22 protein-coding genes and 1 tRNA gene are annotated in these 20,020 nt (G+C 72.0%); 8 read left to right on the top strand and 15 right to left on the bottom strand.

The window, feature by feature from the left end; genetic code table 11:
* Positions 1 to 1,068, top strand: a 1,068-nt coding sequence (locus AB3X52_RS16585) for an FAD-dependent oxidoreductase (protein ID WP_367995209.1), incomplete at its 5' end; no start/stop codon positions are given.
* Between the two features lie 67 nt (positions 1,069 to 1,135).
* Here AB3X52_RS16585 and AB3X52_RS16590 read toward each other — a convergent pair.
* From AB3X52_RS16590 to AB3X52_RS16625, 8 genes are all read right to left on the bottom strand, one after another.
* Positions 1,136 to 1,987 (bottom strand): SDR family NAD(P)-dependent oxidoreductase, encoded by an 852-nt coding sequence (locus tag AB3X52_RS16590; RefSeq protein WP_367995210.1) that lies wholly within the window; start codon positions 1,985 to 1,987, stop codon positions 1,136 to 1,138.
* A 154-nt stretch (positions 1,988 to 2,141) separates the two neighbouring features.
* The gene (locus AB3X52_RS16595) at positions 2,142 to 2,390 is read right to left on the bottom strand and encodes a hypothetical protein (protein ID WP_367995211.1); all 249 of its coding nucleotides are present in this window, start codon (positions 2,388 to 2,390) and stop codon (positions 2,142 to 2,144) included.
* Between the two features lies 1 nt (position 2,391).
* On the bottom strand, positions 2,392 to 3,549 hold the full coding sequence (locus AB3X52_RS16600; RefSeq protein WP_367995212.1) for a hypothetical protein: 1,158 nt from the start codon (positions 3,547 to 3,549) through the stop codon (positions 2,392 to 2,394).
* Position 3,550: 1 nt separating this feature from the next.
* A complete protein-coding gene (locus AB3X52_RS16605; protein WP_367995213.1) occupies positions 3,551 to 4,090 on the bottom strand; it encodes a UGSC family (seleno)protein in 540 nt (179 codons plus the stop codon).
* Between the two features lie 203 nt (positions 4,091 to 4,293).
* Complete coding sequence (locus AB3X52_RS16610; protein ID WP_367995214.1) at positions 4,294 to 5,136, bottom strand: class III extradiol dioxygenase family protein; 843 nt, start codon at positions 5,134 to 5,136, stop codon at positions 4,294 to 4,296.
* A 1-nt stretch (position 5,137) separates the two neighbouring features.
* Positions 5,138 to 5,563, bottom strand: coding sequence for a hypothetical protein (locus AB3X52_RS16615; RefSeq protein WP_367995215.1), 426 nt, complete (start codon positions 5,561 to 5,563; stop codon positions 5,138 to 5,140).
* A 129-nt stretch (positions 5,564 to 5,692) separates the two neighbouring features.
* Positions 5,693 to 6,364, bottom strand: a complete 672-nt coding sequence (locus AB3X52_RS16620) for a response regulator (RefSeq protein ID WP_367995216.1) — start codon at positions 6,362 to 6,364, stop codon at positions 5,693 to 5,695.
* The gene (locus AB3X52_RS16625; RefSeq protein ID WP_367995237.1) at positions 6,358 to 7,956 is read right to left on the bottom strand and encodes a sensor histidine kinase; all 1,599 of its coding nucleotides are present in this window, start codon (positions 7,954 to 7,956) and stop codon (positions 6,358 to 6,360) included. The genes AB3X52_RS16620 and AB3X52_RS16625 overlap by 7 nt, the downstream gene beginning before the upstream one ends.
* Before the next feature lie 188 nt (positions 7,957 to 8,144).
* Here AB3X52_RS16625 and AB3X52_RS16630 point away from each other — a divergent pair, with 188 nt between their 5' ends.
* From AB3X52_RS16630 to AB3X52_RS16645, 4 genes are all read left to right on the top strand, one after another.
* Positions 8,145 to 8,897, top strand: a complete 753-nt coding sequence (locus tag AB3X52_RS16630; RefSeq protein WP_367995217.1) for an alpha/beta fold hydrolase — start codon at positions 8,145 to 8,147, stop codon at positions 8,895 to 8,897.
* Positions 8,898 to 8,941: 44 nt separating this feature from the next.
* Positions 8,942 to 9,217, top strand: a complete 276-nt coding sequence (locus AB3X52_RS16635; protein ID WP_367995218.1) for a muconolactone Delta-isomerase — start codon at positions 8,942 to 8,944, stop codon at positions 9,215 to 9,217.
* 144 nt (positions 9,218 to 9,361) lie between these two features.
* A complete protein-coding gene (locus tag AB3X52_RS16640; protein WP_367995219.1) occupies positions 9,362 to 10,066 on the top strand; it encodes a FadR/GntR family transcriptional regulator in 705 nt (234 codons plus the stop codon).
* 54 nt (positions 10,067 to 10,120) lie between these two features.
* A complete protein-coding gene (locus AB3X52_RS16645; protein WP_367995220.1) occupies positions 10,121 to 11,341 on the top strand; it encodes a CynX/NimT family MFS transporter in 1,221 nt (406 codons plus the stop codon).
* A 69-nt stretch (positions 11,342 to 11,410) separates the two neighbouring features.
* Here the strand turns inward: AB3X52_RS16645 and AB3X52_RS16650 are convergent, their stop codons facing one another.
* On the bottom strand, positions 11,411 to 12,892 hold the full coding sequence (locus tag AB3X52_RS16650; RefSeq protein ID WP_367995221.1) for a DEAD/DEAH box helicase: 1,482 nt from the start codon (positions 12,890 to 12,892) through the stop codon (positions 11,411 to 11,413).
* A 224-nt stretch (positions 12,893 to 13,116) separates the two neighbouring features.
* Here AB3X52_RS16650 and AB3X52_RS16655 point away from each other — a divergent pair, with 224 nt between their 5' ends.
* Genes AB3X52_RS16655 through AB3X52_RS16665 form a run of 3 tightly spaced genes read left to right on the top strand, consistent with a single transcriptional unit; the run spans position 13,117 to position 16,171 of the window.
* Complete coding sequence (locus AB3X52_RS16655; RefSeq protein WP_367995222.1) at positions 13,117 to 13,650, top strand: PadR family transcriptional regulator; 534 nt, start codon at positions 13,117 to 13,119, stop codon at positions 13,648 to 13,650.
* Entirely contained in the window at positions 13,647 to 14,321 is a 675-nt protein-coding gene (locus AB3X52_RS16660; RefSeq protein ID WP_367995223.1) for an ABC transporter ATP-binding protein, read from the top strand. Before AB3X52_RS16655 ends, AB3X52_RS16660 begins: the two co-directional genes overlap by 4 nt.
* Complete coding sequence (locus tag AB3X52_RS16665) at positions 14,318 to 16,171, top strand: FtsX-like permease family protein (RefSeq protein WP_367995224.1); 1,854 nt, start codon at positions 14,318 to 14,320, stop codon at positions 16,169 to 16,171. The genes AB3X52_RS16660 and AB3X52_RS16665 overlap by 4 nt, the downstream gene beginning before the upstream one ends.
* Positions 16,172 to 16,349: 178 nt before the next feature.
* Here AB3X52_RS16665 and AB3X52_RS16670 read toward each other — a convergent pair whose 3' ends face one another.
* The 6 genes from AB3X52_RS16670 to AB3X52_RS16695 all read right to left on the bottom strand — a co-directional run bounded on the left by AB3X52_RS16670 (position 16,350) and on the right by AB3X52_RS16695 (position 19,897).
* Positions 16,350 to 16,628 carry a HepT-like ribonuclease domain-containing protein gene (locus tag AB3X52_RS16670; protein ID WP_367995225.1) on the bottom strand — a complete coding sequence of 93 codons (279 nt, stop codon included), beginning with the start codon at positions 16,626 to 16,628 and terminating at the stop codon, positions 16,350 to 16,352.
* Positions 16,625 to 16,945, bottom strand: a complete 321-nt coding sequence (locus AB3X52_RS16675) for a nucleotidyltransferase family protein (protein WP_367995226.1) — start codon at positions 16,943 to 16,945, stop codon at positions 16,625 to 16,627. Before AB3X52_RS16675 ends, AB3X52_RS16670 begins: the two co-directional genes overlap by 4 nt.
* An 85-nt stretch (positions 16,946 to 17,030) precedes the next feature.
* Positions 17,031 to 17,103 (bottom strand) — tRNA-Val (locus tag AB3X52_RS16680).
* Between the two features lie 282 nt (positions 17,104 to 17,385).
* Entirely contained in the window at positions 17,386 to 17,850 is a 465-nt protein-coding gene (locus AB3X52_RS16685) for a peroxiredoxin (protein WP_367995227.1), read from the bottom strand.
* Complete coding sequence (locus tag AB3X52_RS16690; RefSeq protein ID WP_367995228.1) at positions 17,847 to 19,484, bottom strand: AMP-binding protein; 1,638 nt, start codon at positions 19,482 to 19,484, stop codon at positions 17,847 to 17,849. The genes AB3X52_RS16685 and AB3X52_RS16690 overlap by 4 nt, the downstream gene beginning before the upstream one ends.
* Complete coding sequence (locus AB3X52_RS16695) at positions 19,484 to 19,897, bottom strand: DUF3052 domain-containing protein (RefSeq protein WP_367995229.1); 414 nt, start codon at positions 19,895 to 19,897, stop codon at positions 19,484 to 19,486. Before AB3X52_RS16695 ends, AB3X52_RS16690 begins: the two co-directional genes overlap by 1 nt.
* Positions 19,898 to 20,020 lie beyond the last annotated feature (123 nt).

The raw sequence follows: 20,020 nt of genomic DNA on the forward strand, positions 1-20,020 counted from the left end.
GCCTACAAGATCGCCGCCGACGAGCTCGTCCTCTCCGGCGGCGGGGAGCTGCTCTTCCACACCATGGCGGTCGGCCTCGTGCTGCGCGACCCGGGGGATCCGGCGGACCCGGCCGGCCGCACGATCGACGCCGTCGTCGTGGAGTCGAAGTCGGGCCGCGGCGCGATCCGCGGCCGGATCTTCATCGACGCCTCGGGCGACGGCGACCTCGCCACCTGGGCGGGGGCCCCGGTCGAGGTCTCCGAGAAGCTGCTCTACCCCTCGATGATGTTCCGGATCAACGGCGTCGACCCGGTGCGCGCCGGGGAGGCGTGGCGCACCGTCGCGACGCTGATGGAGGAGGCGGAGGCGGCCGGGACGCACACGTTCCCGCGGAAGAAGCCGATCGTGCGGCCGCAGCGCCACCCGATCGAGTGGCGCTCCAACCTCACCCAGCTCAGCAACGCCGACGGCTCCCCCGTCGACGGCACCGACGTTCGCCAGCTCACGCATGGCGAGATCCAGGGACGGCGCCAGGTGCGCGACGCGTTCGAGTTCATCCGGACCGCGACACCCGGGTTCGAGGGCTCCTACATCGTCGACATCGCGCCCCAGGTCGGGATCCGGGAGACGCGTCGCGTCATCGGCGCCTACCAGCTCACCGAGGCCGACATCCGCGGCTGCGTCGACTTCCCCGACACCATCGGCGTGAACGGCTGGCCCGTCGAGGCGCACGTCGAGGGCGACGTCGAGTTCCGCTTCCCGTACGCCGAGGACAGCCGTGGCTTCAACCAGCTGCCCTTCCGGATGATCGTGCCGCAGGGCGTCACCAACCTGTACGCCGTCGGCCGCTGCGCCTCCATGACGCAGTGGGGCCAGTCCTCGGCGCGCGTCACCGGGCCCTGCTTCGTCATGGGCCAGGCGGCCGGCACCGCCGCCGACCTGGCGCTCTCCGCGGGGGTCTTCGTCGGTGACGTCGACGTCCCCGAGCTTCAGCGGCGGCTCACCGCCGACGGGGCCTACCTCGGCACCGACCTTCCCGCCGATGCGGCGAACGATGACGAGGAGACCAGGGCGGTCAGCGCCTGACTCCCCTCAGTTGTGAGTGCCAGCGAGGCCTATGGCCCTCGCTGGCACTCACAACCGGGGCCGGCTGCTACTTGGAGCCGGCGGCCCCCGTGTTGCGCATCGCGAAGCCACCGCCGTCGACGGAGAGCACCTGACCGGAGACCCAACGCGCCTGCGGGGTGCAGAGCCAGTACGCCGCCGACGCGATGTCCCAGGCGGTGCCCTCGGTCTGCAGGGCGACGTTCTTGCGGCGCATCTCGCGCCGGTCCTCGGACATGCCGCGGGCGGCGAACGCGCCCCAGATCATGCCGACGCGGACGCAGTTGACCCGGATGCCGCGCGGCGCCAGCGTGCTCGCCGCACCGACGCTGAGCTTCTCCAGCGCGGTCTTGGCGATGCCGTAGGGCAGCGCGGGGCCACGCCCCTCGGCGGCCCCCGAGGAGACGGTCACGATCGCGCCGCCCTCGGTCATGTAAGGCTCGACGGCGCGCATCAGCAGCCACGCCGTGACGAGGTTGAGGTCCATCGAGAGCTTCCACTCCTCGAGGGAGACCTCGAAGATGCCCTTGGCGTGGCCGCCGCCGATGGAGGTCGCCACGACGTCGATGCGGCCGAAGTCGTCGAACACCTGCTTGGCGGCGGCCTTGGTCGACTCCTCGTCGGTGAGGTCGACGTCGTACGCCGCCGCCTCGCCGCCCGCCTCGCGGATCATCTCCGCCGTGCGCTTGCCGGCCTCCAGGTCGCGGTCGAGGACGGCCACGCGGGCGCCGCTGCGCGCGAAGAGCCACGCCATGCCGAAGCCGACGTTGCCGAGCGGGCCGCTCAGACCGCCGCCGGCGACGACCGCGACCTTGCCGTCGAACCAGTGGCCCTCGATGCTCGCGAGCGGGTCTTCCAGCGCGGTGGACCAGGGGATCTCGGGCTCGTTCTGGGTCGTCATTGGCTCTCCTCGTCAGACTGATGGGCAGCGAAGTTCGTCAGCCAACGTAGGAGCGGCTCCCGCACGGCGCAGTGACTGATTCCGCCGCACGGAAGCCGCTCCCATCTTGTCCGCTGGGTGGAAGCACCAAGCCCCCGCCCGCTCTCTTCCCCGCTCAGTGGCCTCCGCCGGGGAGCACGACGTGGTCGAGCTCGTACGGCGTCGCGGCGAGAGCGTCAGCCATGATCGACTCCATCACCGGCAACGGGACCAGGCAGTCCGCGCACGCCTCCGGCCCCGCCTCGATCGTCACGACCACCTTGTCGGGCGCGCTCTCCGTCCAGCTCAGCGCGTAGCCGTCACCGGCCATGAGCTCCCGGAAGTCCTTCAGCGCGACATCGACCGTCGTGCTCGTCTCGCCCATGTCAGCGCCTCTCGATCCGGCTGACCGAGCACGGGCGCTCGCGCGGCGTCCGCTCGGGCGCGAGACCGAAGACCTCGACGACCGCCGAGACGCCGGCGTTGTTGGCGCCCGCGACCATCACCTGGACCGACGAGGGCCGCCCCAGGGCATGCACGTGGTCGGGGTCGTCGGTGCCGCTCGCGGTGTCCGGCATGGCGTCGGGGTGGTCGGCCGGAAGCCGCCAGCGAGCGTTGTGCGAGATCGCGTCCTTGCCCACGGCCTTGAGCTCCGCGCGCGTGCGCACGGCGTGGCCGAAGACCGCCCGGCGTACGTCGTCCTTGCTCCACCCCGCCGAGGCGAACACCTGCGCGTGCTCCGGCGTCAGGACGAGGAGCGCGTTGGTGTACTCATGGATCAGCGCGCCGGTCCGTGCGACGGTGTCCGCGAAGTCGCGTGCGAGCTGGTCGGGGTCGCTGGTGTGCCGGGCCTCGATGTGCACGACGGAGCGGACCACGAAGGCCGTGACCGCGCTGTCGGAGGCGTCGAGACCCTGCTCCACGTGGAGCGGCTCCCAGGGGCTCTCCTCCTCCCACTCGGCGATGCAGGCGGTGTATTTCGCCGGCGTCCCCTGGGTGGCCTGGTCGAGCTGGTGGGGCACCAGTCCGAAGACGTTGATCAGCGCCAGCCGGATCGCCCGGCCGATGGTCGCGTTCGCCCGGAAGCCCGAGCCGAAGACGTTGCCCGCGCTGTTGAGCCCGATCTCCTCGCGGATCGGCCCGTTGACCACCGTCAACGGCGCGGTGCCGGTCGTGCTCTGCCAGATCCCGCGGCGCGGGTGCGGCTCCTGGGCGATCGCGTCCCAGGCCGCCACGACGACCGGGAAGTACGCCGGCAGGCAGCCCGCCAGCCCGGCGTTGATCGCCGCGAGCCGGACCGTCAGCGCTCGGTTGAGGTGGGGCACCTCGAAGAGCACGTCGTCGGGGTCGCGGGGCGTACGCGCCAGGAACTCCTGCAGGTAGGACTCCGTGACGGGGACGACGGGGAGCCCGTCGGTCCAGCCCTTCTCGTAGTAGTGCTCGAGCACCTCGCGGAGCTCGGCGCCGTCGACGCTCAGCCCGGCGTTCGCCAGGTCCTCCGCCTCACGGCCGGTCACGTCCGGCGTCGTCATCTCGGCAGTCATCTCAGGCCTCCACTCCCAGGACGCGCAGGACGTCCGGCGTCAGGGTCTCCGCGCGCTGGCGCAGACCGTCGTCGTCCAGGCTCGCGACCGGGTGCGCGGCGGCGAGGAACTCGAAGCCCGGGAAGCCCTGCACCTTCGCCATCGCGCGGCCCGACATGAAGAACGAGTCGGAGACGATGCTCACCGCCGGCACCCCCTCGCGCTCGAAGAGGATCCCGTCGGCGACGGTGGCGGCGCTGCACGAGCCGCAGTCGCCGACGGCGGTGATGACGACGTCGCACTCGGCGGCGATCTGCGTGAGCAGCTCGTCCTTGACCGGCGTGCCGAAGTAGTCCTTGGTGTAGAGCCTGGTCTCGCCGATCTCCGTGCGCTGGCGCAGCTGCGCCTCGATCGCCCGCAGCAGGGCGGTCGCGTTCGGCTTGGTGTTGTCCAGCAGCCCGATGGTGAGGCCACGCAGCGTCACCGGCCGCGGGGCGAGCGTCCCGTCGGCCGTCCTCTCGTCCATGCCCGTCGGATCGAGCAGCATCTCCCGACCTGTCATGCGGGTTCCTCCTGTGGCGTCGTCGTCCCGCTCTCTCGGCGGATCGCCACCAGCGAAACACCGCTGGGGACCGCCGCCGAGCACGGGTTTCATCCGCCGGAAGAAGACGTACGGCGCCCGCCGGACGCTTCCGACCATTGGAAGCACGACGCTGCTGGGTGGAAGCCCGGGGGCGCCCTGGGAGGGCGGGCGCCCCCGGGGTCTCAGGCCTCCTCGAGGAGGATCATCCCGGCGCCGGTCATCGACGCGGGGACGAAGTAGTGCTGATGCCGGACCAGCACCTCGGGGCTCAGCGCACCGCGCATCACGAGCCACATGATGAGCTCGGCACCCTCGGCGCCGAAGGTCTCGACGTACTTCTCCCGGCTCCACTGCGCGAGCTCGTCGGGCCGCGTCGCGATGTCCTCGAGGAACTGCCGGTCGGCGTCGGGGTTGAGGAAGCCGGCGCGGGCGCCCTGCAGCTGGTGGGAGAGGCCGCCGGTCCCGAGGACGACGAAGCGCTCGTCGCTCTCATAGCTCTCGATCGCCGTCCGCAGCGTCTTGCCCAGGTGGTAGAGCCGGCTGGGCAGCGGCACGGGGTACTGCAGCACGTTGACGAAGATCGGCACGACCCGGACCGGCCAGGCGTCCTCGGGACGTCCCCAGAAGAGCTCCATCGGGACCTGCAGACCGTGGTCGACCTTGATCTCCTGGATGACCTCGGGGTCGAACCAGTTCTCGACGAGGGTGTCGACGAGGTGCCAGGCGAAGTCGGGCGCGCCCTGGAACGGCGGGATCGGCCGGGGGCCCCAGCCCTCGTCAGCAGGCTGGTACTCCCCCGCACAGCCGACGGCGAACGTTGGCACGCGATCGAGGAAGAGCGCGTTGTAGTGGTCGTTGAAGACGACGACCGCGACGTCGGGCTTCTGCTCCTCGACCCACTGGCGCGCGGGCTGGTAGCCGTCGAAGAACGGCTTCCACTCCGGGGTGGCGTCGAGGCCCTTGTCGAGGGCGACGCCGATCGACGGGACGTGCGAGGTGCCGAGGCCTCCGATGATCTGCGCCATCTCAGACCCGCTTCCCGAGCCGCTCGCGCAGGAACGCGTCGTGCTCCATGCCGACCTGGTGGGCACCGATCTCGGTGATGCGCACCGGGTCGACCGCCGAGATCTTGAGGACGAAGAAGAGGTTGCCGCCCAGCCGGATCATCTCGCGCCAGTCGCGCCGCATGACCGCCGAGCGCTCCTCCTCCGTCAGCCCGAACCGGTCGAGGTAGGCCGCCTCGTCCGCGAGGAACGCCTCCCGGTTGGCGGGGTCGGAGAGCCCCATCGCCATCTTGTTGAGCCGGTAGCCGCCGAGCTGGTGCTTCCGGTCCAGCAGCGGTGTGTCCGGGATCGTCGCGATGCCGGCCGCGGTGTCCCGCGCGGCCTCGACTGCTGCCTCGAGCGATGCCTCGACGGCGACGTCCTCCGGCGAGATGGTGAGCTGCGCCATGGTCCCCTCCTGCGTGTGAGCGTAGGTGTGACGCTACGCACGTCGGAGCGGCGCGAGATCCGGCGATTGACGGCACCTACGGCGCCCCCGGTCCCGTCCTGCCTACGTCATGTGACGTAGGCAGGCGGCTCAGCCGGCGGGCTTGACCAGCCCCTCCTTGATCGCGAGCAGGACGGCTTGGGTGCGCGAGCGCAGCCCGAGCTTGCCGAGCAGGTTGCTGACGTGGGTGCGCGCGGTGCGCTCGCTGATGACCAGCTCGGCGGCGATCTCGCGGTTCGAGCGTCCCTCGGCCACGAGCGCGAGGACCTCGCGCTCGCGGACGGTGAGGACGGCGAGCCCGCTCTGCGGCGCCCGCATCTGCTGGGCCAGACGGCGGGCGACCGCGGCGTCGAGGAACACCTCGTCGCGGACGGCGGCCCGGATCGCCTCGGCGACCTCGGCCGGGCCCGCGTCCTTGAGCAGGTAGCCCGCCGCGCCGTTCTCGAGCGCCGCGTTGACCCGCTCGATCTCCCCGAAGCTGGTCAGGATGACGACCTTCACCTCCGGGTGTCGGCGGGCGATCTCCGCGGTCGCCTCGACGCCGTCCATCACCGGCATCATCAGGTCCATCAGCACGACCCGGGGCAGCGGCGAGCCGAGCACGGCGAGGGCCTCGAGCCGGTCGAGCGCCTCGCGCCCGTCCCCGGCCTCCCCGACGACCGTCACGTCGTCGAGCACGTCGAGATAGGCGGTCACCCCCCGTCGGACGACCGCGTGATCGTCGACGACGAGCACCCCCACACTCGCGGTGTCGGTCAGCACGGCTTGCTCCCCTCGTCAGTACGTCGCCCCGTCCCGGGACCGGGTCGGCGCGCGGTCGGCACCCGGACGGGCACCAGCATCGCCAGGCGTACGGCGGTCCCGGCCCCAGGCGCGGAGCTGACGGTCACCCCGCCGCCCCAGCGGCGCGCCCGTTCGCGCATGGTCGTCATCCCGAAGCCACCGTCGGCGCCGGGCGCTGGTGGTCCCGCGGGCAGGCCGCGCCCGTCGTCGCGGACCTCGGCGACGAGCCAGCGCTGGGCGCCGCGGCGACTGAGCTGCACATGGATGCGGACCTCGTGCCCGTCGGCGTGCTTGAGGCTGTTCTGGACGGCCTCGGCGATGACCCGGTAGGCGTCGTCGGCGAGGTCGGCCGGCAGCGCGTCGAGCTGGCGGTCGGGGTCGTCGACGCCCACCCGGACGTCGAGCCCGGTGCGCGCGCCGACGCTGTGGGCGAGATCGTCGAGGGCGTCGAGCAGCCCCTGCCGCTCGAAGGGCGCCTGATGGAGGTCGTTCACCATCGCGCGCAGGTCCTTGAGGACCACCCCGGCCGCCTCGGCGAGCTCGCCGGCGGCATCCTGCACGACGGCCGCGTCGACGACGTCGAGGCCCTCGCGCCCGGCGCGCATCTTGAGCGTCTCGGCCTGCATGCCCATCGAGAAGACCCGTTGGACGACCGAGTCGTGCAGGTCGCGGGCGAGGCGCTGACGCTCCTCCTGGGCCGCGACGGAGCGCTCGCGGTCGAGCAGCGCCGCATAGCGGGCCGCCTGGGCCGCCTGGGTCGCCATCGCCTGCAGGAAGTCGAGCGCCGCCGGCCCGACCTCGACCCCTGGGGCGAAGTAGGCGTTGAGCACCCCCACCGGCACGTCGCGCACCATCATCGGCAGGCTCGCGAACCAGTCCCAGGGCGGGTCGCGCATCACGTCACGCACGGGCGTCCACGCCGGATCGACCATGATCGAGGCGTAGCGGTGCGGGACGACGACCGGTCGCCGGGTCGCGAAGGCCTCGACGATCCGCAGCTCGGCGCCGGCGTCCTCGCAGGCCTGCAGCCGGTCGAAGAAGTCCGGCGTGCTGGGGAAGCCCGCGGCCCCCATCACGTGGAAGCGCTCACCGCTGTCGTCGACCGTCAGGACCTGCACGGCCGCGATCGCCTCGGCGGCCAGCACCTCCGCCGCGAGCGCCTCCAGGGTGCGCTCCAGCGAGTGTCCGGTGGCCACCCGGGCGGCCACCGAGGCGATCGCCTCGAGGCGGCGCTGACGCCCGCGCTGGCCGGTCACGTCGCGGAAGACCACGACGCGCTCCCCCGACGCAAGCGGCGACTCCCGGTAGGCGAACTCGCGACGCTCCCCCGCGGCCTCCCATGTCGCCAGCCGCTCCTCGGCCGACGTCGCGACCGCGGGACCGGCGTCCGCCCGCTCGGGCTCCACCCGGGTCACCGGCGGGAACGGCGAGGGGCCGCCGACTGCGTACGCCGGACCGCAGAGGGCGACCGCCGCGGGGTTCGCCGCGACGAACCGGCCGCCGCGGTCGATCACGGCGATCCCGTCGGGCGCGTCTCGCAGCGCCTCCGGAGGAAGCTCCGGGGCGGGCATGGGCACGGTCGTCCTCCTCGCGCGTCGCTGGTCCCCCGAAGCCTAGGTAGCCCACCCGCACGCCGGACAGGCCCTACCGCCAAGCGGAAGCGGGACAAATGACCTAGCCTCCGGGTCCCCTCCCGGCAACCGATGCGGGTCCGGCGTCCGATCCGGTCGCACGTCTCGGCGCCTTAGCGTCGGGCAGCGTGACGACCATCACCGACAAGAGCACTGACAGCGGACGTACGACGGCGGGCGCCGTCGTCCTGGTCCACGGCGCCTGGCACGGCGGCTGGTGCTGGCAGCGCGTCCGACCGCTCCTCGAGGCCGCCGGCCACCGCGTCTACACGCCGACCCTGACCGGCCTTTCCGACCGCGCGCACCTGCTCACCCCGAGCGTCGGTCTCGACACCCACGTCACCGACATCGTGCGCCTGCTCGAGGCCGAGGCCCCCGGGCCGGTCACCCTCGTCGGCCACAGCTACGCCGGCCAGGTCGTCACGGCCGTCGCCGACCAGCGCCCCGACCTGGTCGCGAAGCGCGTCTACCTGGACGCGTTCGTGGGCGACGACGGCGACGCCGCCATCGACCTGCTCCCGGAGACCGTGGCGCACCACTACCACGAGTCCGTCGACGGTCCCGGCTTCGGCTGGCTCATCCCGCCGCGGTCCCTCACCGTGCTCGGCGTGACGGAGCAGGCCGACCTCGACTGGCTCACCCCTCGCCTCACGCCGCACCCGTGGCTCACCTACACCCAGCCGCTGCGCCTGACCGGCGCCGGCAAGGACGTGCCGGCGGCCTACCTCGACTGCGTCGACTGGATGCAGGTCTTCGCCCCGTACGCCGAGAAGGCGCGGGCCGCTGGCTGGCCGGTGCACACTCTCGAGACCGGCCACGAGGCCATGGTCACGGCGCCGCAGGCCCTCGCCGACGCGCTCCTGGCCGTGCTCGCCGAGTGACGCCTGCTCCCCCTCACCCCTCCCACCACTGATCGGAGTCCGACGTGGAGTTCCTGGTGCGGTTCGACACCGCCCTGCCCGAGACGATGACCGACGAGCGTCGCGCGGAGCTCAAGTCCGCCGAGCGGGCGCGCGCGATGGAGCTGCGCGAGGCAGGCGTGCTCAAGCGGCTGTGGCGCGTCCCCGGACGCCGCGCCGTCGTCGGCCTCTGGGAGGCGCCCGACGCGACGGCCCTCCACGACGCGCTCACGTCCCTGCCCCAGTTCCCCTGGATGGATGTGACGGTCGAGGCCCTCGCCACCCACCCCCAGGAGGCCTGACCCGGTCGAGTTGCGCCTTCTGACGCACCGAGTCGCGCGTTCTGACGCACCGAGTTGCGCGTTGTGGCGGGTCGAGTCGCGGGTTGTGGTGCTCGGATCGCGAGAGCCGAGCACATCGGCGGCCAAATGTCCTACATTTGCCGCATGCCGCTGACGCCCACGCCGCGCAACGTCCCCCTGGCCACCCGGATCAGCCAGCAGCTCCGCGACGAGATCCGCTCCGGCGACTGGCCGGTCGGCAGTCGCATCCCGGGCGAGCACCAGCTCGTCGAGACGTTCGGCGCCAGCCGCAACACGGTGCGGGAGGCGATCCGCGGCCTGGTCCACGCGGGGCTTCTCGAGGCACGTCCCGGCGACGGCACCTACGTCCGCGCCGCCAGCGAGCTCGAGGTCGCCCTGCAGCGCCGGGCCTCGGTGGAGGCCGCGATCGACGTCTTCGAGGTCCGCGAGGCGCTGGAGATCCACGCTGCCCGGCTCGCCGCCGAACGAGCAGGCCGGGCCGACGTCGAGCGTCTCCGTGACCTGCTCGCCGCGCGCGACGCCGACCCCGAGCCCGCGGCCCACATCGCGACGGACCTGCGCTTCCATGCCGCGGTCGTCGAGATCGCCGGCAACACGCTGCTCACCGACATGCACCGCCACCTCGACCGGGGGTCGACCTACCGCCCCCACGGCGCGACGGACGAGGACCTCACCCGGTTCCTGATCGCGTCCTGGGGTGACGACGACCCCCACCGGGCACTGGTGGAGGCGATCGCCAGACGCGATCCCGACGCCGCCGCGACGGCCACGCTGCGGATCCTGCGCCACGCGCGGGAGGCGTTCCTGCGCACAGTGCCCCAGCCCTGACACCGGACCGCACCAGCCCATACCCCTGAACCGCCACCGAAGAGAAGGACAGCGTTGTCCACCGTCACCCTCAGCCCCGCTCCCCGACGCCTCCGCGCCGGCCTCGCGCTCGTCGGCATCCTGGTCGCCGGCGCGAACCTGCGGGCGTCGATCACCACCGTCGGCCCGCTGCTCGACCGGGTCCGCGACGACCTCGACCTCTCCTCGACCACAGCGTCGGCGCTCATCAGCCTGCCGGTGCTGTGCTTCGGGGTCTTCTCGCCCGTCGCCCCGGCCGTCGCGCGGCGCTTGGGCCTCGAGCCTGCGATCACCCTCGCCCTCAGTGTCCTCTGCGTCGGCGTCGTGGCGCGATCGGTGCCCTGGGTCCCCGCCCTCTGGATCGGTACGGCGCTCCTCGGCCTCGGGATCGCGTTCGTCAACGTGCTGCTGCCGGCCGTCGTCAGGCGCGACTTCCCGCACGCCGTCGGGCGGCTCACCGGCACCTACTCGGTCGCCCAGTCGGCCCTCGCGGCGCTCGGCGCCGGGCTCGCCGTCCCCATCGCTGGGCTCAGCGACCACGGCTGGCGACTCGCCTTCGGGGTGTGGGCCGGCCTAGCCCTGCTGGGCGTCGCGGTGTTCCTGCCCCAGCTGCGCGGCGCTGCCGTCCGCCGCGCCGACGCCGCGGGAGACGCCGCGGCCACGGCCGACGCCGTCGACGTACCTCACCGGTTGCCCTGGCGATCGATGCTGGCCTGGCAGGTCACCCTCTTCATGGGCCTGCAGTCGATGGTCTACTACACCCTCATCGGTTGGTGGCCCTCGATCGAGGAGTCGCACGGCGTGACCAGCAGCACCGCGGGCGCCCACATGAGCGTCCTCCAGGTCGCCTCGATCGCCGGCAACATCCTGACCGGCTGGGTCGTCCAACGCTGGTCGCGCGACCAGCGGCTGCTGCTGGCGGGGCTGAGCACCCTCTACCTCGTCGCGGTCAGCGGCGAGCTCGCCGCCCCCGGGCTGGGTCTGCTGTGGAGCGCGGTGGCCGGAGTCGGCGGTGGCGGCCTGATCGTGCTGGCCCTGGCGCTCTTCGGCCTGCGCACCCGTCATCACGAGCAGGCGGCCGCCCTGTCCGGCATGGCGCAGTCCTGCGGCTACCTCATCGCCGCCGCCGGCCCGATCGTGGTCGGCGCGGTCCACGACGCGACCTCGGACTGGACGGTCCCGCTGGTCATCCTCATCGCGGTGCTCGTCGGCCAGCTCGTCGCCGGCCTCGGCGCCTGCCGACACCGCTATCTGTGAGCCGGGCGGAGCCGGACCGGTCCCGGGCGCGGCGAGCGGGGGCTCGCCGCGCCCGGGACCGATGTCGTCCTATCGAGCGTTCCGCTGGCCCTGCGCGCGTCCACCGCGGCGCCGGGACGAGCCCTGCCGAGGTGCCTGCCGTGAGCTCTCGCCCTCGACCGCGTGCTGGCGGCCGGCCGGGCGCTGCGGGGCCTTCGCACTCTGCGGGCGCTTCTGACCGCTCGTGGTCGAGCCGGTCTCTGCGCCGCTCTCCTGCCGCGAGGACGCCTGACGCTTCCGAGCCCGGCTGCCCGGGCGGCTCTTGCGGGTGCCGGTCCCCTCGCCGGCGGGACGCCGCTCAGGCTGGACCACAACCGGCACGAAGGCGCCGGGCATGCTGCGATCGCCCGGGGCGAGCTCCTGCAGCACCGGGTGTCGGGCGCTGTCCACCTGCGTGATAGTCGGCTTGATGCCGGCGGCGCGGGTGAGATCGCGGACGTCCTTCGCCTGCTCCGCCGTCATCAGCGTGACGACGGTGCCGGCGGCGCCCGCGCGCGCCGTACGACCGGAGCGGTGCAGGTAGGCCTTGTGCTCGGCCGGCGGGTCGGCGTGGACGACCAGCGCGACGTCGTCGACGTGGATGCCACGGGCCGCGATGTCGGTGGCGACCAGCGTGGTGGCCTCACCGGCGTGGAAGGCGTCGAGGTTGCGGACCCGCGCGTTCTGCGACAGGTTCCCGTGCAGCTCGACCGTCGGCACGCCGTTGCGGTTGAGCTGGCGGGCCAGCCCCTTCGCACCATGCTTGGTCCGGGTGAACACCACGGTCCGGCCGGGGGCGCTGGCGAGGTCGACGATCACCGGCACGCGCAGCTCGCGGGTGAGGCGCAGGACGTGATGGTCCATCGTGGACACCGGTGACTGGGCGCTGTCCGCCTGGTGCACCACCTCGTCGTGGAGGTAGCGCTTCACGAGGACGTCGATCCCGTTGTCGAGCGTGGCACTGAACAGCAGACGCTGGCCGCGCGGCGTGCGGTCGAGCAGCCGGCGTACGACGGGGAGGAAGCCGAGATCGGCCATGTGGTCCGCCTCGTCGAGGACCGTGATCTCGAGATCCTCGAAGGTGAACGCGCCCTGGCCGAGCAGGTCCTCGAGCCGGCCGGGGCAGGCCAGCACGACGTCGGCGCCGGCCCGCAGACCCGCGACCTGCGGCCCCTGGCCCACGCCGCCGAAGACGGTCTGGACGCGGAGTCCGGCCTCCCGCGCGAGCGGGTCGAGCGACTCCTTGATCTGGCCCACGAGCTCCCGGGTCGGCGCGAGCACGAGCGCGCGGGGGCGACCAGGCTTCGCACGGCCGCCGGCGAGGCGGGCGACCAGCGGGAGCAGGAAGGCGTACGTCTTGCCGGAGCCGGTCCGGCCCCGGCCGAGGACATCGCGTCCAGCGAGACTGTCGGGCAGCGTCGCGGCCTGGATCGGCGTGGGGATGGTGATGCCGCGGCGCTCGAGGATCGCGGACAGATCCGCAGGAACGCCGACGGCGGAGAAGGTGGCGGAGTTGGACACAGAGGACGGCACGAATCAGCTCACTGACGAGTGTGTGTCTCGCCAAGACCACGCCACCGGGATGAGCGTGGGAGCCGGAGGAGCCGGCCTCAGGCGGGCGAACCCGCACAAGCGCTGACCGAGGGCAAGACTGGATCGGCAGCGAGCCAAGCATACGGGTCGCGACCCCTCAGGCACGATTCGCCACTGGTCACGGCCCACCCGCGACACTATTCACCGTGTGTATAGTGTCCGCCATGAGCACGTCCCTCACTCTTCTCGCGCTCCTCGAACGCGAGCCGGCGCACGGCTACACCCTCAAGCATCGCTATGACGCCCTGTTCGCCCGCACCCGGCCGCTCGCCTTCGGGCAGGTGTACGCCGCTCTCAACCGTTTCGACAAGCACGGCTGGGCCGAGGTCACGGGAGTCGAGATCGCGGACGGTCCGGAGCGGAAGCGCTATCGGATCACCCCCGACGGGGTCGAAGCGGTCACTGGCTGGGTGTACGCGGCCGAGGCACCTTCCGAGTTCTCCTCCAGCAGCCTCTTCGCCCGGGTCTCGGTGGCGCTGCTCTCGGGGCGTTCGGCGGCCGAGGTGTTGGACAGCCAGCGCGCGCTGCACCTGGCGCGCATGCGCGAGTTGACCGCCGAGCGGCGTACGGCGGACGCGGCCGCCACGCTTGCGATCACCTACGAGCTCGCTCACCTCGACGCCGACCTGCGCTGGATCGAGGAGGCGGGCTCACGGCTCGAGCCTGCCGCCGACGCCCTCGCGAAGGCCGTCCGGTGACCGCCCTCCTGGAGGCCCGCGGCCTGCGGGTCGAGTACGGCGCCACCGTGGCGCTGGACGCGATCGACCTCGCCTTGGCGGCGGGAAGTCGCACCGCGGTGATGGGCCCCTCAGGCTCCGGCAAGTCGTCTCTTGTCCATGCCTTGGCCGGCATCGTGCCGCTCAGCGCCGGCGAGGTGTGGCTCGAGGGCGGACGGCTGGACACGCTCTCGGAGGCTCGCCGCAGCCGAGCACGACTGGCGCGGATGGGGATGGTCTTCCAGTTCGGCGATCTGGTGCCCGAGCTGACGCTCGTCGAGAACGTCATGCTTCCCCTCCAGGTCCTCGGCACCCGCGCGGCGACGGCACGCCGGCGCGCCGTCGAGGTGCTCGAGCAGGTCGGTGTCGCCGAGGTCGCCGACCGCCGTATCGGAGCCGTCTCGGGTGGCCAGGCCCAGCGCGCTGCCGTGGCCCGCGCGCTGGCCCATCGCCCGGCGATCGTCCTCGCCGACGAGCCGACCGGCGCACTGGACACGGTGAGCTCCGAGCAGGTGATGGACGCCCTGACGCGGCTCAGCGTCGACCAGGGCACTGCGCTCGTCGTGGTCACCCATGATCACCGGGTCGCCGCGCACCTCGACGACGTCGTGGTCGTGCGCGACGGCCGCATCAGCGTCGGGATCCCGGCATGACGGCCACCCTGGCGGCGGCACGCCTCGGCGCCCGCCTGGGGCTCACGTCCGCCGGTCGGCTGCGCAGTCTCGCTCTCGCCCTGGCGGTCGCCATCGCCGAACTCCTCATGCTCACCACCGCGTCGGCCTGCCGGGCGCTCCTGCTCCAGGGCATGGACCCAGCCGACGATCGCCGGCTCGCGCTCGCCTGTGCGACCGCGATCGCCATCCCATGCGCGGTACTCGTCATGACAGTCGCTCGGCTCTCGGCGAGCATGCGCGACCGGCGGCTCGCCGGTCTCCGCCTGGTCGGGCTCACCCCCACACAGACGCGGGTCTGCGCCGCCGCCGAGACGGGTGGGGCCGCCGTCGCTGGCACGACTCTCGGTTGCGCCGCGTTCTGGCTGCTACGCCCCCTCCTCGCGGGGATCCAGTTGGCCGGTCTCGACTGGCGGCTCCACTTCGCGCCGTACGCCGTCGACTCGGCGCTCGCCGTCATCGCCCCTCCGGTGCTGGCGGTCGCCAGTGCCGTGCTCCCGCAACGGAGCCGGCCTGACGAGGCGCTCGCCTCCGCCAGGCGGGCCGACCGGACTCCGCCACGCCCCTGGCGCCTCGGCCCGCTCCTGGTGGGCACGATCCTGTGCGCCTGCGTCCGGTCCGGCAAGCCGAGGCCCCTCTTCGGGGACCCGGACGACGCCCTGCCCTGGATGTTCGCGGGCATCGCGCTGCTCGGGGTCGGGATCCTGCTGATCGTCCCGGTCTTCGTTCGGCTCTTCGCCGCCCTGCTGGTCCGGCTCACCCACGGCCCGGCGGTCCGGCTCGCGGCTCGGCGGCTGCAGGCGCAGCCTGCCGGCGTCGCGCGGATCGTGGCCGTGCTGATGCTTGGCCTCTTCATGGCCACCGGCGCGCGATATGTGGTGGTGGCCTGGGAGGATCAGAACTACTACCGCTATGCCGAGGATCAGCTCCATCACCGCCAGCTCGTCTCATTCTCGACCACGCTCGCCAAGGCCGATGCCGCTGAGGCGAGGGCCCGATCACTGCCTGGCGTACGCGCCGTGGTGGCGCTGCCGCAGTTGCACAGCAGGAGCGGCTACGCGGCGATCGTGGCGAGTTGCTCCGACCTGGCCCGGATCGAGGTCTCGGTCGGCACCTGCCACGACGGGGATGCCTACGTCCTGGACCCGTGGAGCACGCTCCCGAAGCGCTGGCCCGTCGGCCACGGCGCGCACCGCCGCACCATCGCCACCCCAGTCGAAGCGAGTCCACCGTCGAACGGTGCGACCGTCGGCACAGGGCTGTTGGGACCGCTGGACCAGGTGAGTCTGGTGCTGCCGCCGAGCCTGGTCGGGGCTCTGCCGCCCTCCACCGAGGTCCACGTGGCGGTCACCGCCGCACCCGGACGTCACCTTGCGAGCGAACTGGCAGCCGTCGGACTCAGCGTTGACGATGGCTACGACTTCACCACCTACGACTTCGTGCAGCGCCTCAAGCTCCTGGTGTGGACGATCGCCGGAGTGATCCTCGCCGTCGGGCTCCTCGCCTTCGGCATCACCGCCGTGGACCGCACCGTCCAACGGCGCAAGCAGACCACTGCCCTTCGGCTCGTGGGCGTCGACGCAGGCACCCTGCGCCGCGCGCAATGGGTCGAGGCCGGCGTGCCACTCGCGGCCGGCACCGTCCTCTCCGTGGGCCTCGGCGCGCTCGCGGGAGCGACGTACCTGGCCTACGGCGAGCCCGACACCGCCCTCCCGTGGGGCGCGACCTGGATGCTCGCCGCGGTCGCCGTCCTGGGCTCCGCCCTGGTCGGGGCCGCGACCGTCATCGCCAGCAGCCCACGGATCAGACCGCAGGAGATCCGCGCGGAGTAGCGCCGGTCATAGAACGCGCTCCCGCCAGTGGCCTGTCAGGCGGCGCGCCGTGGGCCGCGATGCGCCGTTCGGCCGGTCAGCGTCCGACGATGCGCCCCATGCCGTCGACGCCTCCGTCGGGCAGGGGGCCGGACCCGAGCTCCAGGCCCTCACGGCCTGGCCAGCACGCCCAATGCGGCTAACTCTCGAAACCTTGGCCGAGTACGGCCGCGAGTCTCCTGAGCTGCACGTCGACGATGTCGCGAACCAATTCTGGGTTGACGCGGAAGTACTCGTGCACGACCACGTTGCGGAGTCCGACGATCGAGGGCCACAGGATCTCCGAGTGCATCGCCTTCAGCCCGGCCGGCAGAGCCTTCACTGCTTCGCCGATCACCGCGAGGTTGCGGAGCACGGCGTCGTACGCCATTGAGCCGAACTCGGATGACTCCAGGCGCTCCTCGTCGGAGCGACTCACACGGCCACCGCGTCGGACAATGCCGTGGCCGAGACCTCGCGTCGCAAGAGAGCCTTGGCAACGACATCGACCCTGACGCCGAGCAGAGCCGATAACTCCTCCGAGAGCCCGGCGACACGGAGAAGCTCGTTACCGGCGCCGGGCGTCAGATCGACGATCACGTCGACATCACTATCTAGTCGGGCCTCACCCCGAGCGACGGAGCCGAACAGGCGAGCGTTCGTGGCGCCGTACTTCGCCAGGATCTCCGACACCTCGCGACTGCGCTCTGCGAGCGCCTCGCGCAGGCGAAGCGAAGCGGGCGTTGGCGTGCTCATGTCTCAAGCGTAACGATCGACACTCACCAAGTGACGAAGGTCGACTCCCGTTCCGGGAGTCGACCTTGTCTACTGACGCACTTCGTGGGCGCAAAGGGACTCGAACCCCTGACATCGTCCTTGTAAGGGACGCGCTCTACCAACTGAGCTATACGCCCGCGCAGCAACGATCACTGGGCCGGCACAGACTACGCGACCCGCCGCGGCCGTCACGAACCGAAGGTGCTCCGTGGGACGAACCGCCCCGACTGGCGCACAAATGGAAGTTGAGCCGCTGGCGTCTCGGGTCACCAGCGGCTCAACACTCAGAACGTTAGACGGTCGCGGCCGGCGAGGAAAGTGTTTCCCGCAACTTCGTTGAAGATTTTCCTTTTGGCCCGCGCCGGCGTCCCTCAGGCGCCCGTCAGCCGCCCGTCATGCGCCGCCCCACACGAGCCCGCTCAGACCGCCGCGCGGAGCTGGCGGAGGTGCTCGGCAAGGTCGCGCCCGTCCGGGTTCGCGTTGTGCACCGACCAGCGGACGACGCCTTCCCGGTCGATGATGTACGACGACCGGCGGGCCGCGCCGGTGCGGTCGTCGAACACGTCGTACGCCCGGGCGACCTCGCCGTGCGGCCAGAAGTCGGAGAGCAGCGGGAAGTTGAGCCCGTCGGTGTCGGCGAACTGACGCAGCGAGAACCGCGCGTCGCACGAGATCGCCAGGATCTCGGTGTCGAAGGTCATGAACTCCTCGAGCCGGTCGCGCAGGCCCGTCATCTCCCCCGTGCAGACGCCGGAGAAGGCGTAGGGGAAGAAGAAGATCGCCACGGCCTTGCTGCCGCGGTAGTCGGAGAGCGTGACCTCCTGGCCGAACTGGTCGCGGAGGGTGAAGTCCGGCGCCGCCCCTCCGATCTGCAGTCCGCTCATTCGCCGCCTTCCGTCGAAGTCTGTGGAGCCCAGCTGGCCAGGTCGCGCTTCAGCACCTTGCCGGTCGCGTTGCGCGGCAGCTCCTCGATCGTGACGATCTCCCGCGGCACTTTGAACCGAGCAAGATTCTGCCGCACCCAGTCCTTGAGCTCGTCCTCGGGACAGCCCACGTCGTCGACCACGACGAACGCGCGCAGCCGCTTGCCGAACTCGGCGTCGTCCACGCCGACCGCAGCGGCCTCGACGACGTGGGGATGCCGCGCGAGGCAGTCCTCGACCTCCTTGGGGAAGACGTTCTCACCCCCGGAGACGATCATCTCGTCGTCGCGACCCTCGACGTAGAGCCGCCCGTCGGACCGGAAACGCCCCACGTCACCGGTGGACATCAGCCCATCGACGACCTCCTTGCCGCCACCGCCGGTGTAGCCCTCCATCAGGAGTCCGTTGCCGACGAAGATCCGCCCGGGCTCCCCCGCCGGCATCTCGCCACCCTCGGCGTCGAGGATGCGGACGACGGTCCCCCACGGCGGCTTCCCGGCGGACGTCGGCGCCTCGCGCAGGTCCGTCGGCGTGGCGATCGACGCGTAGGCAACCTCGGTCGAGCCGTAGATGTTGTAGAGGTGGTCACCGAACTGGTCCATCCACTGCACGGCGAGGTCACCCGGGAGCGCCGATCCGGACGAGGCCACGACTTTCACCGACGACAGGTCGTACGACGCCAGCGTCTCCTTCGGCAGGGCGAGGATCCGCTGCAGCATGACCGGGATCACGACGACCGAGTCGCACCGCTCGGTCGTGACGGCCTCCAACGCGTCGACCGGGTCGAACCGGCGCCGGAGCACCATCGTCGAGCCGAGCAGCATCGCGAGGAGCAGGTGGGCGATGCCCCAGGTGTGGAAGAGCGGTGCGGCGATATGGGTTCGCCATCCCTCTCGCAGCGGCATGCGGGAGAGCAGTGCGATCGCCGCGTCGACGCCGGCCTCGTTGCGCGGGGCGCCCTTCGGGGTGCCGGTCGTGCCGGAGGTGAGGATGATGAGCCGGCTGTGACGCGCGGGCGGGACCAGGTCGGCGTCGTCACCGTCCGCGATCAGACCCTCCACCGTCGGCGTCGCGGCGACACCACCCGCCGCATCGGTCCACGCCAGGATCCGGTGCTCGATGGCCGCACCGTCGAGCAGCCCGGTGAACTCCTCGTCGTGGATGACGACGACCGGCTTCTCCCGCGCGATGACGTCGACGAGCTGCGGGCCGGCGAAGGCGGTGTTGAGGTAGAGCGCGTCGGCGCCGAGCTTGGCGGCCGCCAGGGTTGCGTCGACGAACCCGCGGTGGTTGCGGCACATGATCGCCACTCCGTCCCCCGCTCCGACGCCGAGGTCGGCCAGCGCCCGGGCGAGCGCGTTGGAGCGACGGTGGATCTCGGCGTACGTCAGCGTGCCGAGCTCGTCGACGACGCCGGGCCGGTCGGGGTGGCGTACGGCGAGGGCGGCGAAACCGCCCGCGGGCCCGAGGCCCCACTCGGCGAGCGTCCTGCCCATCCGGGCGAGCGTGGTCGGCGCGTAGGGCCTGACCACGCCGGAGGTCGCGAGGACCTTGAGGCCACTGCCCGCCGAGAGCGCCTTGCCCAGGAGCGACATCACGCCGGTGTCTTGGGCGCGACGAGCCTGGCGGCCGTCCAGTCCTTGCTCACCGCCGCACTCGTCGTCTGGGAGAGGCCGGCCACCGGGGCGGCCTCAGCGATCTCGGCCGGGTCGACGGCACCCGGCCTCCCGACTTTCGGAGTGAGGAGCCAGATCGCGCCGCCTCCGACGAGGTCCGTCAGCGCGTCGACCAGTCCGTCGACGAGATCGCCGTCGTCGTTGCGCCACCACAAGATGACCGCATCGACCACGTTGCCGTAGTCGCTGTCGACGAGATCGGCGTCGATGGCGTCCTCGATGGCGACCCGGAGCTCGTCATCCGTGTCGTTGTCCCAGCCCAGCTCCTGGATGACCATCCCGGGCTTGAAACCCAGTCGGTCCGCAGGCCCAGTGGCCGCGGTCGAGCTCACGAGTCGTCCTCCAGTCTCTGCATCCACGCCCCATGCGCGGACTTTCGGTGGTGAGTAGTCCAGCGGAGAACCCGCTGACCGCGCAACCCCGCGCCCCTGCGTGTCGCCGGATCCGCCACTTCG

Source organism: Nocardioides eburneus, from assembly GCF_040838215.1.
Classification (GTDB): Bacteria; Actinomycetota; Actinomycetes; order Propionibacteriales; family Nocardioidaceae; genus Nocardioides; species Nocardioides eburneus.

Coding starts and splice junctions, on each gene's coding strand:
- AB3X52_RS16685 (WP_367995227.1), bottom strand. CDS start 17,850: ATGAGCGGACTGCAGATCGGAGGGGCGGCGCCGGACTTCACCCTCCGC.
- AB3X52_RS16655 (WP_367995222.1), top strand. CDS start 13,117: ATGAGCACGTCCCTCACTCTTCTCGCGCTCCTCGAACGCGAGCCGGCG.
- AB3X52_RS16595 (WP_367995211.1), bottom strand. CDS start 2,390: ATGGGCGAGACGAGCACGACGGTCGATGTCGCGCTGAAGGACTTCCGG.
- AB3X52_RS16665 (WP_367995224.1), top strand. CDS start 14,318: ATGACGGCCACCCTGGCGGCGGCACGCCTCGGCGCCCGCCTGGGGCTC.
- AB3X52_RS16690 (WP_367995228.1), bottom strand. CDS start 19,484: ATGTCGCTCCTGGGCAAGGCGCTCTCGGCGGGCAGTGGCCTCAAGGTC.
- AB3X52_RS16675 (WP_367995226.1), bottom strand. CDS start 16,945: ATGAGCACGCCAACGCCCGCTTCGCTTCGCCTGCGCGAGGCGCTCGCA.
- AB3X52_RS16605 (WP_367995213.1), bottom strand. CDS start 4,090: ATGACAGGTCGGGAGATGCTGCTCGATCCGACGGGCATGGACGAGAGG.
- AB3X52_RS16590 (WP_367995210.1), bottom strand. CDS start 1,987: ATGACGACCCAGAACGAGCCCGAGATCCCCTGGTCCACCGCGCTGGAA.
- AB3X52_RS16625 (WP_367995237.1), bottom strand. CDS start 7,956: ATGCCCGCCCCGGAGCTTCCTCCGGAGGCGCTGCGAGACGCGCCCGAC.
- AB3X52_RS16600 (WP_367995212.1), bottom strand. CDS start 3,549: ATGACTGCCGAGATGACGACGCCGGACGTGACCGGCCGTGAGGCGGAG.
- AB3X52_RS16610 (WP_367995214.1), bottom strand. CDS start 5,136: ATGGCGCAGATCATCGGAGGCCTCGGCACCTCGCACGTCCCGTCGATC.
- AB3X52_RS16615 (WP_367995215.1), bottom strand. CDS start 5,563: ATGGCGCAGCTCACCATCTCGCCGGAGGACGTCGCCGTCGAGGCATCG.
- AB3X52_RS16640 (WP_367995219.1), top strand. CDS start 9,362: ATGCCGCTGACGCCCACGCCGCGCAACGTCCCCCTGGCCACCCGGATC.